The organism is Pedobacter vanadiisoli, from assembly GCF_042684385.1.
GTDB classification, from domain to species: domain Bacteria; phylum Bacteroidota; class Bacteroidia; order Sphingobacteriales; family Sphingobacteriaceae; genus Pedobacter; species Pedobacter vanadiisoli.
In genome coordinates, this window is record NZ_JBHULL010000008.1 from 471,443 (window position 1) to 485,012 (window position 13,570).

Genomic DNA, 13,570 nt, shown 5'->3' on the forward strand with positions numbered 1-13,570 from the left:
AGTTTTCAATTGCCAGTTTTCAGTTTTCAAAAAAAGTAAAGGTATCGGCTTTCTGCTTTGGCCTTTTAGCTTTTAGCTTTTTGCTTTGGTCTTTCAGCACTTTTCCTCCAACTTACCGGATGGCCAAATTAAAATATAGCGGAGGCGGCGATTGGTATGCAGACCGTACAGCACTGCCCAATTTAATTTCTTATTGCAATACCAATCTTAAAACTAATTTTTATCCAGAAGAAAGTATTGTTGAAGTGGGGTCGAAAGAGATATTCAATTATCCTTTTATTTACATGACAGGACATGGTAATGTGGTATTCAGCGATCAGGAGGCAAAAAATTTAAGGCAGTACCTTACCGGGGGAGGCTTTTTGCATATTGATGATAATTACGGTTTGGATAAATTTATCAGGCCGCAGATGAAAAAAGTATTTCCGGAATTAAACTTTGTTGAACTACCTGCCAACCATGCCATTTATAACCAAAAATTTAAGTTTCCTGCAGGCTTGCCAAAAATTCATGAACATGATAATAAACGCCCTCAGGGATTTGCCTTGATCTTTAAGGGGAGAGTAGTTTGTTATTATACTTACGAATGCGATTTAGGCAACGGTTGGGAAGATTTTGGCACTTATCCTGAAGACACGCAGGAAACACGGACAAAGGCCCTTAAAATGGGTGCAAACCTGGTTCAATATGCCTTAACTCAATAAGCTATGCATAAAGTAAAAGTAAACGATCAGTTTTTATTCGAAATAGAAGATAAGGATGCAGTTCTTTCGGTAAATGGCAATCCTGTTCAGCTTGATTTAAGTAAACTTGGTAACGATGTTACGCATGTTTTATACCAAAACAGGTCTTTTAATACCGAGGTTATTGAACTAAACAAGGCTGATAAAACCTGCACAATAAAGGTTAATGGAAATATCTACCAGGTCAGTGTTGAAGATCAGTTTGACGTTTTATTAAAACAGCTCGGACTGGATAATTTAAAGGCTAATAAAGTTTTAGAAATTAAAGCACCTATGCCCGGCCTGGTACTGAAAGTGCTTGCTGAAGAAAATACCGAAGTGAAAAAGGGAGATAACCTGCTTATTCTCGAAGCCATGAAAATGGAAAATATCCTGAAATCATCAACGGATGGTATAATTAAAAAAATATTGGTAAAACAGGGCGATAAGGTAGAAAAAAACCAGATATTGGTTCAGTTTAAGTAGGCCATACGTCATTTCGAGCGGAGTGTAGCGTAGCCGAGAAATCTAACTCGAGATAGATCTCTCCATTCTACTTCGTTTCAGTCGAGATGACGAATCTCGTTTAATAAAAAGCATAAAAAAAGTCCCGGTTAAAAAATCGGGACTTTTCTTTTTTATTTACCTCTGCTTACCCTGTAAGGTTTTTGCGGAGGATTTTTAAAACTTCTTTTTCCTGCAGTACTGATTTCTGGAGCACCAAGCATCGTCATGGCACAACGGAAGCCAACTTCAGCTGATGATTCATCCTGTTGCATAAAACGACGGGTTGCCGGGTTTAACCAGTAAGCCATATCATTCCAGGAACCACCTTTATATACCCTTGATTTATCGTTTACCAGCGTTACACCTTCTTCATTTAACAGTGTATTTTGCCTGTCGCGATAGCCTCTTTGATCGGCTTGATAAGTGGTTGATGCTGCTGGCGATTGTGGATCTGTTGATTTTGAAACCGAATCAGCGCGTTTTGCCTGTGCTTGTTTTTCAGCCCAGGTTTGTTTTCTTCCCGAATAAGCATTTTCCTTGATCGGGTTGCCATATTTATCTAATGCAATTTTTCCATTCTGAGAATCCTCTAACTTCTTGTTAGTGAAATAGTTTCCGCGATAAGGGTTAAATGCATCAGCATCAGTAAATGTTGCTGTTCTGTACACATCATTAACCCATTCATTCACGTTTCCGGCCATATTATACAAGCCAAAGTCATTTGGTGCATATTGAATAACCGGAACAGTTAAATCTCCTTTATCGTTTAAGGAACCGCCAACACCCATATAATCGCCAGGTGCACGTTTAAAGTTGGCCTGGATCATACCCCTGGTTTTCTTTTTAGCCGAACTCACGCCCAAACCATTCCACGGGTAAATTTTATTTTGGTTAATGTTCTCGTATTCTGTATTGCCAATTAAACCTAAAGCGGCATATTCCCATTCAGCTTCTGTTGGTAAACGGTATGGCTGCATAATTACACCATCTTCTAGGGTTGCAGTCCTTCTAGGCTGGCCATTTTTACCACTACCTGCTGCTGCTCCTGCAGTGGTTGTTGCTGCTCCAGATTTAGTGTTATAATCAACCGGCGCATTTTTACCTTTATCATCATACTGGCCATTTAAATAGGCATCCGTATTAAATGGGTTTGTTGGTTTTGGTGCTGCAGCTGTAGCGTTATTGTTATTTGCTTTTCCGTTGCCGGCCAATGTTTTGTAATCGGTTAAAATACCCTTTTCGCGTAAAATAAATTCGTTGGCCCTTGATGTTCTCCATTCGCAATAACGTGAAGCCTGTTCCCATGAAACACCTACAACCGGGTAATCACGGTAAGCCGGATGGCGAAGATAGTTATCTACATAAGGCTCATTATATGATAAGGCACGGCGCCATACCAGGGTATCAGGAAGCTCATTATAATAATATTCACGGTCTTCAGGGAAGTTATACCTGATCCAATGTAAATATTCCAGCCAATCAGTGTTCGATACCTCGGTTTCGTCCATATAGAAGGAAGGAACAGTAACCTGTCTTTTGTAATTGTAGATGTTTGGCTCAACACCTGGCACCTCAATGGCACTTCCACCTACAACCAGAACTCCACCTTCAATCGGGATCAGGCCCGGCCCAGGTGCCCGTTTGTACTGAGTAGCCACAGCAAAGGCACCAGACTGGTTGTTTTTACTTTTTCTATTTGCATAAGGGATACCTGTTTTGCTAGAACTGTTTCCCCCTTTTGAGCTACAGCTAAAAAGTAGGGTGGCTAATGATAAACAGGTAAAAGAATATAGTAATAGTTTTTTCATATAATACGTTAGAAATATCGCCTGTAAGCGATTCAGAGGATAAAATTAAACAAATTTTAAATGATTATATAAATTATATGACAATAAAATACCAATTATATTTTTAAGCCATAACGTATTATTTTATGGCGTATTGTGTCTGTTTGGTTTTTTAATGAAATAATAGCTAAATAATTATAAATAAGCTAAATAGGTGATGATCCTCATTAGCCTGGTTTAAGGGGCTGATAAATGTAAAAGCCTAAATTTTATGTAGTTTTTCCAATTCGTTAAAACCGCCTTGATTTAATATTATCTGTTCGGAGTAATTCGGTATCATGTAGGTGGTAATTGAATTAATTTTGCGGATAAATTTTTAACATTCCAGACTGCTTAAACCAAATCTGAACTGAAGAAATTGGATACTAGGGGGTTAAATCTGGCCAATAGATATACTTGACTGAATTTAAAACCTTAATGAAAAATTATTAATGTGTTGTAATTCAGATTTTTGTATTTTTACTTTTACACCCGTATGTAAAAATAGTAGGTTTAATTAGTAAATAATTATAGAATTCGTAATTTGGTGAAATATAAGTTTTGGTTTTGCGTTACAGTATATGTTCTGATTTATTGCTAAATACCAAAATCTAAAATTACGTACCTTTAAAGGATGAATTTCAAGTACATCAGTAAACTTGCTTTTTCTGCACTCTCAATGGCCTTGGTATTTGGTAAAACAAATGCCCAGGTAACCATAGGTAATACCCAGACAAATGGTAGCGAGTCTAATAATATTATAACTGCAGTTCCCTTTCTGCTCATTACACCTGATGCGCGTGCCGGAGCAATGGGTGATGCTGGTGTGGCTGTTCCTGGTGACGTAAACTCTTCAAGCATAAATGCCTCGAAACTTGCTTTTTTAGAAAAACCTTACGGATTTTCGATTTCTTATAGCCCATGGTTAAAAAGTTTAGTCCCTGATATTAATCTTGCCTATCTAAGCGGCTTTTATAAATTGGATGATCGAAATACCATTGGTGCCTCATTAAGGTATTTTTCTTTGGGCTCTATTCAGCTTACCGACATCAATCAACAAGACCTGGGCATTTCCAACCCAAACGAACTGGCTTTTGATGTTTCTTTTGCACGTAATTTTGGCGAGGAATTTTCATTGGGAACATCCTTAAGATATATTTATTCAAATTTAGCTTCAGGTCAATTTGCATCTTCAGGTCAGGTTCATAGTGGCAACGCTGTAGCTGTTGATGTATCTGGACTATACAAAACAACAACTTCAATGTTTGGTAAGGAGACTGTTCTTTCTGCAGGGGCTAATATTTCGAACATTGGAACAAAAATGAGCTATTCTGATGGCGGGGAAAACTTCTTTTTGCCTACCAACCTGAAGTTAGGAGGTGCATCTACCTTCACAATGGATGATTTTAGTACCTTAACATTTGCACTCGATTTTAATAAACTTTTGGTGCCAACCCAACCGATATACGATTCGAACAATAATATTGTCCGCGGAAAAAACCCTAACCGTTCGGTACCTGCCGGAATTTTTGGCTCATTTAGTGATGCTCCCGGAGGTTTTAAAGAAGAATTGAAAGAAGTTGGCATCTCAACCGGGCTGGAATATTGGTACAACCAGCAGTTTGCGGTAAGGGCCGGGTACAACTACCAAAGCCCGATGAAAGGTGATAGTCGCTACTTTACACTGGGGCTGGGCTTAAAGTATAACGTTTTTAATATCGATTTCTCTTATTTAATTGCAAATGCACAAACAAGCCCACTCGCAAATACCTTACGTTTTGGTCTTTTGTTTAACTTTGGCGATAAAAAGATTACCAAAAAGTAATTTAGCCGATTAAGAGTTTAAACAAATATTAACCAAGATTTCCCAATGAAAATTAGAGTAGGTTTCGGATTCGATGTACATCAGCTAAAAGATCAACACCCTTTTGTTGTTGGTGGGGTTACATTAGCACACCATAAAGGCGCTTACGGACATTCGGATGCCGATGTTCTGCTTCATGCTATTTGCGATGCCCTTTTAGGTGCAGCCAATTTGCGCGATATCGGTTTCCATTTTAAAAATACAGATGATCGTTGGAAAGGGATCAGCAGTATTATTTTATTAAAAGAGACTGTTAAACTATTGGCCGAAAAAGGATGGCAGATTGGTAATATCGATGCCATGCTTTGCTTAGAGGCGCCAAAAATCAATCCGCACATTCCTGCCATGCAGCAGCATATTGCTGATGCAACAGGTATTTCTATCGATGATATTTCTATAAAAGCAACTACCAATGAGCAGATGGGCTTTATCGGTAGAGAAGAAGGTGTAGTTTCTTATGCTGTTTGTTTAATAGAAAAGCCCTAATAAATTTTACGGGCTGTTAAATAAGAGATCGGTAAACCAATACAAAAAACGAGTATTACCATATTTATAATAGCCCTTTCATAGTGAAATGGTATCGCTGGTATTTTGGTCAACGGAACAACTATTAAGTTCATTACTGTCCAAACCACCAGGCCATAGATAGCTCCCGATAGTATAAAATGCTGTTTTAGTAAAGCTATTTTTGTAGCGGCAAATGTATAAAATAAGGTAAAGCTAAAGGCAATGAAATAGTGTAATGCTACACCTGTTAAAACAATTTTAACGCCTCCTGTAAAAGCCGGACTCCCTAAAATAGCACTGGCAATATATTTAAATACACCGCTAAAGTTCATTTTTGCCAGGAATATAACTGCTGCCAGGCCATCTAACGTTCCGGCAATGAGGGTGATCAACAGCACCTTTCTTAATGAAAATGAAGCTTGGTTAGATTTTTCCATAATCATGATTTTAATGCCTGGCTTCCGAAACCTACCAGTACACCACTTTTTAGCTTCGGAAGCCGGCTTTAATTTTTAAGCTGTTTGCGCTTTCACATTTCCTGTTCTTTTGATGCTGCCCCACGTTTCCAGTTCACCTTTTATTGCTTTTCTGAACGAGCGGAATAACACAATATACATTAATTGTCTCCAGAAAAAGCGCTGAGGGAAAATATATAGCAGGTTGGTATATTTTTCTTTCTCCATGCGGAAAGCAATTGCTGCAAAAATCATGTCTACCACAATAAAGATGATGTAATAAAACAGAACCTGGCCAAAACCGTTATGCAGACTTAAAATACCCGAAAAACCGGTTAATGTTAAATTATTGATGGCGCTCAGTGAAAATAAGCCACTTATTAAAGAAATCAGCATAAAGAAGTCGGCAAGAGGCGAAAATAATGGTAAAATAATCTGATAAATCAGGATATTCGGCATTCCCACCATTCCAAAATAGCCATATTTCTTGTTAAGCAATGTTTTTTTGTTTTTCCAAAAGCTTTGCATTACGCCAAAACTCCAGCGGAAACGTTGTTTTAATAACATACTCACTGTTTCAGGGGCCTCTGTATAAGCAATTGCACTATCACAGTTTTTAACTTCATAACCTGCCTTTAAAATACGCATGGTTAAATCGCAGTCTTCGGCAAGTGTATCAATGGTGAAACCGCCAACTTCGAGGATCACATTTTTTCTGAATGCACCTATTGCTCCCGGAACAACGGTAATGGTATTTAACAGGTCGAAAGCACGCCTATCCATATTTTGAGCAGTAATATACTCTATGGATTGCCATTTGGTAATGATGTTATTGGCATTGCCAACTTTTACCGTTCCGGCTACGGCGGCAATCCGGTCGCTATAAAAATAACGCATCAGTTCGGTAACGGCATCATTTTTTAGCTGTGTATCGGCATCAATACACACCACAAATTCGGAAGTTGCTTGTGATATACCGTAATTTAAGGCCGATGCTTTACCGCCATTTACTTTAGTAAAAACCTTTACCTGCGGGTGGTTGCCAAAATGTTCGTTAATGATTTCGTAAGTTTTATCCTTTGATCCATCGTCAACAAAAATCAGCTCGAAATTAGGATAAGTAGTTTTTAACAGGCTATTGATGGTTTTAACTGCCGTAACCTCTTCATTGTATGCAGGAATGATAATACTTACTTTTTCAGAAGGATCTGAAATCAATTTGCCAGCATTCTGTTTTGCTCTCTTCCGTTGCCTGATGGCTAAAAAAGCAATAAATATGGTTCTTAAAATGGCAAGGACAATGGCCACAGAAAATATGATATTCAAAATCATGTTTCCGTAATAAAAGAAATGAATGAAGAAGTAATCGCCAGAGCCGGAAAAACCACTGTTTGCCGTAGATTTGACAGCAGGCATCAGTTCCGACCGTTTTTTACCCATTAAATCGCCAATGGTGGTAAAGGTATATCCTTTAGCTTTGAAGAATTTTATAATCCGTGGTAAGGCAGCCACTGTAGCCTCGCGGTTGCCGCCGGCATCATGTAATAAAATGATATTGCCATTGTCCTGCTGTTTCACCACTTCATTAAAAATCTGGTCAGCGGTTTTTCCCGGTTCCCAATCCTCAGGATCGATATATTCTCCTATATTAATGTAATTTTCTTTACGGCTTTGGGCAACTGGCAAAATTTCTGAAATGTTTTGAGGCTCTGCATCAGCGTTAAATGGTGCCCGGAACAAAATTGTACTGTGGCCGGTAACCGCCTCAATTAAACGACGGGTAGCGTTCAGCTCAAACTGTACACGTCTTGGTCCAATGGCTGACATATCCGGGTGGAAAAAAGTATGGTTCCCGATTTCGTAGCCATCATTGTATTCTTGTCTTAACAGCTCCATGTTCTGTTCGGCCATAATCCCCACGACAAAGAAACAGCCGGGTACTTTTTCCTGTTTTAAAATATTTAGCACTTGTGGTGTATAAACAGGATCTGGCCCATCATCGAAGGTTAAGGCGACCTTTTTATCTGCCTCACCAAATCTTTTGATTACGTATTGCTCAGGGAGCCTGGTGTACTTTTGATCTGCAATAGAAAAGTTATCCTTATTTAAAGTAAATTTTACACTGCCTGGGGTTGGGGTCGAAATGAGGTCCAGTATTTCACCGTCGCCTAAATAGGAGATCCCTCCCATATTTAATGAAGCAATTTTTCGCAGATCAAATGGTTTCTTTTTTAATGTATCAAGGCTAAGGTCGTTAGAAATAAATGACCATAAACGTTTGTCTTCCGAACCCAAACGCCATAAGGCTATACCAGCAATATCCCAGTCATCAGCCTTGCGTATTAAGTTAAAATAAGTGGCAGCATCAGTAAAATATACTTCGTGTTTAATGCCGCTTCCATCACTGTAACTGTAATTTAGATTGGCCGATTCGGGGTTAAAATTAATTTTACTTTTGTAGTTAACCGCAGTGGTCATGGCCTGTTCGTAAGTAATTGGAGAGCCAATACTGTTTTTTGGCCAATCGTAACCGTAACAGGCCAGCGCCAGGATAACCTTATCGGCATTGACCTTGCTACAGATATCGTCCAATTTTTCTTCTACCCATTCCTGATGTGAAATATCGCCCGCATTACTTTGGTCAGTATGCTGATCGTAGGCCATCAGTACCAGGTAATCATTGTACTTTTGAAGGATTTCTGGCTTATAATCGTCGTTTTCGGGTGAAATATCCTGAGAAACGATCAGTTTTTGGGCATGAAACTGGGTGTATAAATTTTTCATGAAAGCGTTAAAACTATCGCTGTTTTGAAGATTGAGTTCTTCAAAATCTATGTTGATTCCGTTATAGCCATATTTTTTGGTAATGGCCATAAGGTCGGAGATCAATTTTTGCTGAGCAGACTGATCGTTTAACAATCTTTTTACTGCAGCGCCATCCCAGTGATCTTTATTATAATTTGAAACGACTGCAATAGCGGATTTTTTGCCAGCGTGTATTACCTTTAAGGCTGCTGTATCCACTTTATCCACAATAGAATCGCCATTTAAAAAGAACGACTCTGTAGCCACCATATCCAAATGGCTGATGTTGCGTTTTAAATCTGATATTGAAGATTCTTTACTTGCTGCCCAGCTTACATAAAAGGCCATATTGATGCGCTTATTATTGCCACGATGGGTTAAAATTCTGCGTTCACGGTCTTTTTTGATCTTTTGCAGCTTAGATTTTTCTATGGTAAAATCCTTATACTGTTGCGATTTTTTTAACTTCTCTAATTGTTTTTGAGTTAACGGTGTATTCGTATTGATAAATGGCAGATTGGGTGCCTGTACTGAAGACAGCGTATACACTACGCAGATGATTGCGATAATGAAGACTAAAAAAAACGTACGGCTTACCCATGTAAATGCATGCCACCGCCTTTTAGTTTCAGTTTGAAATATTTGTTTTCCGGACATTTTTCTATTCTGATTTATGATCAAAAATCACTAACGAATATGAAGATTGAATGAATGATTTAAAATAAAGCGTTGCGAGGTAAGATCGTTAGTTCTTCTCTAAGATAATATTTTTATTGATCTGTTTATTAACTGAAAAATGAATTTTCGGATCTTTTTGGCCGTGAGAAATAGGAACGACATATATTAGTATGCCGGTCCTATTTAAATGCAGCAGCTCCAATAACATTTGACTTTGTACAAATATAAAGGCAAAAAAAACCGGCAAATTTTTAAAAAAAGTGCCGGCTCCAAATATAATTTATTTAAACCTCTTACTCCTCTAAATAACCAAATCTACCTTGATTATAGTCTTCAATAGCCTGATGGATTTCAGCTTCAGTATTCATTAAAAATGGACCGTACTGAGCAATTGGTTCATCTATTGGTTCTCCACTCAAAACTAAAACCACGCTGTTTTCCAGGGCTTCAACTTTAATCTCTTCACCTTTGTTTTTGAAATGGATAAAATTATCTGCTACTGCTGTTTCTGATCCGTTTACTTTAATTGAACCTTCAATTACCATAAATCCGGTGTTAAAATTCTCTGGAAAGTTAAAAGTAGCTTTGCCACCTTTATTTAACCGGGCATTATAGAGCTCTATTGGACTAAAGGTATTTGCATTGCCTTTTATACCCTCATAATGACCTGCTATAATTTCAATTTTACCTCCATTTTCAGGAAGGTCAAAATGAGCCATATCAGCCTGTTTAATTGCCTGATAACCCGGTTTGCCCATCTTATTCTTAGCAGGTAGATTAACCCAAAGCTGAACCATTTGAAAAGGGCCTCCGGCTAAGCTGTAGTTGGTTTCATGGTATTCTTTATGTAATACACCACTTGCGGCAGTCATCCATTGTACATCTCCGGGATAAATTACCCCACTGTTTCCGGAGCTGTCATGATGTGCAACTGCTCCATGATAGGCAATAGTTACCGTTTCAAAGCCCCGGTGCGGGTGAACACCAACGCCCCTTGGCTCTTTCCTTGCAGAAAATTCGATCTTTGAGCCATAATCCATCAGGAAAAAAGGGCTCATATCGATTTCATATCCGCTTGGGAAAAAATTATGTACCCTAAAGCCATCGCCAACCATGTGCGGCGCCGGAGCTTTAAGTATATTGTTTATTTGTTTTGTGTTGTCCATTACCTTCTAAATTTTTAAGGCATGGTGCATAGCGCAGGGAGCTTAAATAGCCCCCATGCACTTTGCTCTATGCTAAATTATGCTTGTTTAACAAACTGCAATTCGCCCAAAATGCGAACTTCTTCACTTACCATTACGCCACCGGTTTCTAAAGCGGCATTCCAGGTTAAGCCAAAATCAGAACGGTTGATTTTTCCGCTTAAAGTAAAGCCTGCTTTGGTATTTCCCCATGGATCAGTAGCAATACCACCAAATTCAGCTGTTAATTTTACTGGTTTAGTTTCACCTTTAATGGTTAAATCGCCTTTAACGATATAATCGCCACCGTCTTTTTCTACTGATTTTGATTTAAATTCGATGTGTGCAAATTTTTCAGCATCAAAGAAATCACCGCTTTTTAAATGGTTATCACGGTCTGTATTTCCGGTATCAATAGATCCGATATCACCTTTGAATGAAATTTCTGCATTTTCGAATTCATCACCTTCAGATGTTAATTCTGCAGAGAAAGATTTTAAACTACCGGTTACTGTAGTAATCATTAAGTGTTTTACTTTAAATTGTAATTCGCTGTGGGTTGGATCCAATGTCCATTTTGTAGTTGCCATATTTTTGTTTTTTTGAGATGTTTATTATTTACAACACAAAAGTACAGCGAAGGTTCTTCAGAAAAATTGATGTATGTTAAGTAATGAAAGGATGTGGAAGTGGTTGAGATTGAATGGTGTAAAGTTGGAATGTTTGAAGGGCAAAATCATTCAACCGTTCAAAATTCACTCACTCAAAACGCATTCATTTAAAATTATTAAGCCTTAAAGTGTTTATTGGCCAGCTCTTTTCTTACACGACTTAGCGATTCTGGTGTAATGCCCAGGTAAGAGGCAATCATCCACTGCGGAACGCGCAGCGTAAGATTAGGGTATAGTTTAATGAAGTCGAGGTACCTTTCTTCGGCAGTTGCACTGAGCAGCATGTTAATGCGCTTCTGCATAAAACGGATCGAGTTATTTAACAGTTTGATTTGCATCGGCTGTAAGCAAGGCACTTTACTGGCTGCCTCTTCCATGAAATCGTTGGGCATCAATACTGCTTCGGTTGCTTCAATAGCATCGATAAAGAATATCGAGGGCTCATTATTCATGCTGTTGCGGTCGGAGATAAGCCAGTTTTCGGGTGCGAACTGTAAGATATGCTCTTTACCTTTAGCATCAATTGAATAGGCTCTCAACAAGCCTTTGCCTACAAAGAAACCGTGCTTAAGGGTATCTCCGGTATATTGAAGGATTTCGTTTTTTTCAAATTTCCTTACTTTTAATCCAGCCGAAATACTTTCGAACTGTTCATCAGTAATTTCTATTTTTTCTTGCAGGTACTTCTGAAACTGATGAATCATAAAAGTTTAATCTTATTTTTTTGCAGGCTTAATATCAGAAAAATCTACGCCACATTTGCAATTACCCCCACAACCATCTTTTTTTACCTGTAATGATTTAAAAACCAAACGGCCAACATATACTATTGCTATGGCAAAAAGTAAAAAGACTAAAATCGCTTGAATATCCATAATACAAATATAAGTGCTTTTGGTGTTTAGCTGTTCAATTGAATGTAAATTATTGCCTGTTTTACCACAGAGAAAACCGAGTTTTACACTGAGGACACAGAATGATTGATCGCTGAACCTTGGCTTAAGAAATATTATTCTCTGTATCTTTCTCTGAGGCCTCGGCGGTTACCTTCTACACTTCGCTCAGGCTGACAAATTACCTCATCTATATGCTTTATGCCATTTTTAAAAGAATGAATTTAGTCCTCCATAAAGCCAACCGTTCCGCCTACCCAATCAAAATCGGCATTGTAGCGTACACCAATCATTTTACCGCGGCTAAGACGTGCAAGATTGATGCACAGCTGTGGCTCGCCACCATCAGGCCATAAATACATCATCCTGATTTCAGCTTTTACACCGCCATCGGGCGACTGTACCGCAGGCTCATAATTTACCTTTTTTTGTAAAATCCAGTTTTCAGGATCCTGGATCCTGCTGATGTCTGATGGAGTTACATCAATAATAACGCCCATGCCGGCAAAAGAAAATAGGGGTTTTAGCACATAGTTTTCTAAATCGGCAGGAAGCGATTCTATTTCGTTTAAAAAGCGCGTTTCGGGTACAAATTCGCTATTTAAAAAGGGCATGGTATATTTACTGATGCGGTAAAACCAGTTAGGATGTGTTACCCATTCAATATCCAGTTCCTCGCGCGGATCGAAACTGTTTTTAAAGATTTCGGTATTATTGGCAACTTCGTCAAAAATTAAACGGTTGTATATCCTTTTTAACCGGATCTGTTTGCCATTTTCTTCGTAAAACAATTGTTTGCCAATTTTTTTAATATCTGCCAAAGCTAAAATTTTAATGTCCAGCATTTTTTGTGTGACGAAAAAATCGATTGCTGTTTTTTGGTTTGGCGCATCAACATCCATCAGTGCAACTTCTGCGGGGTGGTGCTGACCAATAATTACTTGCTTAAGCAATACGATGTACTTTTCTTCGGTAAAGCCGTTTAAGAGATGATTTACACTATCATCTATCCCAAAACTGCTTTTAAAAGTTTTAGCCAGGTGATGCTGAAAGCCATATAGGGATGGGAAACCCTGCATTTCAATTAACATCGGACTGAGCTCGCCAGCTTCGTTTTTACAGATACCAAAATCGAAAGTCAGAAAATGAGGCTGTTCGTTTTCGTTAGGAACTTTCCAGTTGGCTGGTATGGCTTTATCTGTTAAAGCTTTAAAATTGGGTTGTTTAATCAGCTTTATGATTTCTTCGCCTGCAGCAATCAGTTTTTCTTTTAGAACCCGTGGAACAAAAATCGGAGTTTCTGCAACCCTGAAAGGAATTTCCGGATAACCCAAACCCAGTTCATTTAAAAAGTTTTGATACTTTTCAGGGTTAAACTGTTGGTTGTATTTTTGTCGCTGTGCAGGTATCATAGGTTTTATTTGATTTTTTTCAAAACGTTATTTCGACCGAAGTGGA

General features: G+C 38.4%; 11 protein-coding genes. 4 read left to right on the top strand and 7 right to left on the bottom strand.

Annotation, left to right across the window (positions count from 1 at the left end):
- The first annotated feature begins 119 nt into the window (after positions 1 to 119).
- Both ACFSR6_RS10715 and ACFSR6_RS10720 read left to right on the top strand, forming a co-directional pair.
- Positions 120 to 704: a DUF4159 domain-containing protein gene (locus ACFSR6_RS10715; RefSeq protein ID WP_379078744.1), complete on the top strand. Its 585-nt coding sequence runs from the start codon at positions 120 to 122 to the stop codon at positions 702 to 704.
- Positions 705 to 707: 3 nt separating this feature from the next.
- Positions 708 to 1,208, top strand: coding sequence for an acetyl-CoA carboxylase biotin carboxyl carrier protein subunit (locus ACFSR6_RS10720; protein ID WP_379078510.1), 501 nt, complete (start codon positions 708 to 710; stop codon positions 1,206 to 1,208).
- Positions 1,209 to 1,360: 152 nt separating this feature from the next.
- Here the strand turns inward: ACFSR6_RS10720 and ACFSR6_RS10725 are convergent, their stop codons facing one another.
- Complete coding sequence (locus tag ACFSR6_RS10725; protein WP_379078512.1) at positions 1,361 to 3,037, bottom strand: SUMF1/EgtB/PvdO family nonheme iron enzyme; 1,677 nt, start codon at positions 3,035 to 3,037, stop codon at positions 1,361 to 1,363.
- A gap of 652 nt (positions 3,038 to 3,689) precedes the next feature.
- Between ACFSR6_RS10725 and porV the strand changes: the two genes are divergently transcribed.
- Both porV and ispF read left to right on the top strand, forming a co-directional pair.
- On the top strand, positions 3,690 to 4,880 hold the full coding sequence (gene porV / locus ACFSR6_RS10730; RefSeq protein WP_379078514.1) for a type IX secretion system outer membrane channel protein PorV: 1,191 nt from the start codon (positions 3,690 to 3,692) through the stop codon (positions 4,878 to 4,880).
- A gap of 45 nt (positions 4,881 to 4,925) precedes the next feature.
- On the top strand, positions 4,926 to 5,405 hold the full coding sequence (gene ispF, locus ACFSR6_RS10735; RefSeq protein WP_379078516.1) for a 2-C-methyl-D-erythritol 2,4-cyclodiphosphate synthase: 480 nt from the start codon (positions 4,926 to 4,928) through the stop codon (positions 5,403 to 5,405).
- Here the strand turns inward: ispF and ACFSR6_RS10740 are convergent.
- The 6 genes from ACFSR6_RS10740 to ACFSR6_RS10765 form a co-directional block, all read right to left on the bottom strand.
- A complete protein-coding gene (locus ACFSR6_RS10740; protein ID WP_379078518.1) occupies positions 5,402 to 5,863 on the bottom strand; it encodes a hypothetical protein in 462 nt (153 codons plus the stop codon). The two genes, ispF and ACFSR6_RS10740, sit on opposite strands and share 4 nt — an antisense overlap.
- A gap of 75 nt (positions 5,864 to 5,938) precedes the next feature.
- Positions 5,939 to 9,235 (bottom strand): glycosyltransferase, encoded by a 3,297-nt coding sequence (locus tag ACFSR6_RS10745; RefSeq protein ID WP_379078520.1) that lies wholly within the window; start codon positions 9,233 to 9,235, stop codon positions 5,939 to 5,941.
- Positions 9,236 to 9,657: 422 nt separating this feature from the next.
- Complete coding sequence (locus ACFSR6_RS10750; RefSeq protein ID WP_379078521.1) at positions 9,658 to 10,530, bottom strand: pirin family protein; 873 nt, start codon at positions 10,528 to 10,530, stop codon at positions 9,658 to 9,660.
- Between the two features lie 77 nt (positions 10,531 to 10,607).
- Positions 10,608 to 11,138, bottom strand: coding sequence for a YceI family protein (locus tag ACFSR6_RS10755; RefSeq protein ID WP_379078523.1), 531 nt, complete (start codon positions 11,136 to 11,138; stop codon positions 10,608 to 10,610).
- Between the two features lie 197 nt (positions 11,139 to 11,335).
- Complete coding sequence (locus tag ACFSR6_RS10760) at positions 11,336 to 11,923, bottom strand: Crp/Fnr family transcriptional regulator (RefSeq protein ID WP_379078525.1); 588 nt, start codon at positions 11,921 to 11,923, stop codon at positions 11,336 to 11,338.
- Between the two features lie 413 nt (positions 11,924 to 12,336).
- Positions 12,337 to 13,524: an ATP-grasp domain-containing protein gene (locus tag ACFSR6_RS10765; protein ID WP_379078527.1), complete on the bottom strand. Its 1,188-nt coding sequence runs from the start codon at positions 13,522 to 13,524 to the stop codon at positions 12,337 to 12,339.
- Positions 13,525 to 13,570: the final 46 nt, after the last annotated feature.

What these genes read in the sequence shown, in the direction of transcription:
- ACFSR6_RS10715 (WP_379078744.1), top strand. Translation starts at nt 120, where the DNA reads ATGGCCAAATTAAAATATAGCGGAGGCGGCGATTGGTATGCAGACCGT.
- ACFSR6_RS10720 (WP_379078510.1), top strand. Translation starts at nt 708, where the DNA reads ATGCATAAAGTAAAAGTAAACGATCAGTTTTTATTCGAAATAGAAGAT.
- ACFSR6_RS10725 (WP_379078512.1), bottom strand. Translation starts at nt 3,037, where the DNA reads ATGAAAAAACTATTACTATATTCTTTTACCTGTTTATCATTAGCCACC.
- porV (WP_379078514.1), top strand. Translation starts at nt 3,690, where the DNA reads ATGAATTTCAAGTACATCAGTAAACTTGCTTTTTCTGCACTCTCAATG.
- ispF (WP_379078516.1), top strand. Translation starts at nt 4,926, where the DNA reads ATGAAAATTAGAGTAGGTTTCGGATTCGATGTACATCAGCTAAAAGAT.
- ACFSR6_RS10740 (WP_379078518.1), bottom strand. Translation starts at nt 5,863, where the DNA reads ATGGAAAAATCTAACCAAGCTTCATTTTCATTAAGAAAGGTGCTGTTG.
- ACFSR6_RS10750 (WP_379078521.1), bottom strand. Translation starts at nt 10,530, where the DNA reads ATGGACAACACAAAACAAATAAACAATATACTTAAAGCTCCGGCGCCG.
- ACFSR6_RS10755 (WP_379078523.1), bottom strand. Translation starts at nt 11,138, where the DNA reads ATGGCAACTACAAAATGGACATTGGATCCAACCCACAGCGAATTACAA.
- ACFSR6_RS10760 (WP_379078525.1), bottom strand. Translation starts at nt 11,923, where the DNA reads ATGATTCATCAGTTTCAGAAGTACCTGCAAGAAAAAATAGAAATTACT.
- ACFSR6_RS10765 (WP_379078527.1), bottom strand. Translation starts at nt 13,524, where the DNA reads ATGATACCTGCACAGCGACAAAAATACAACCAACAGTTTAACCCTGAA.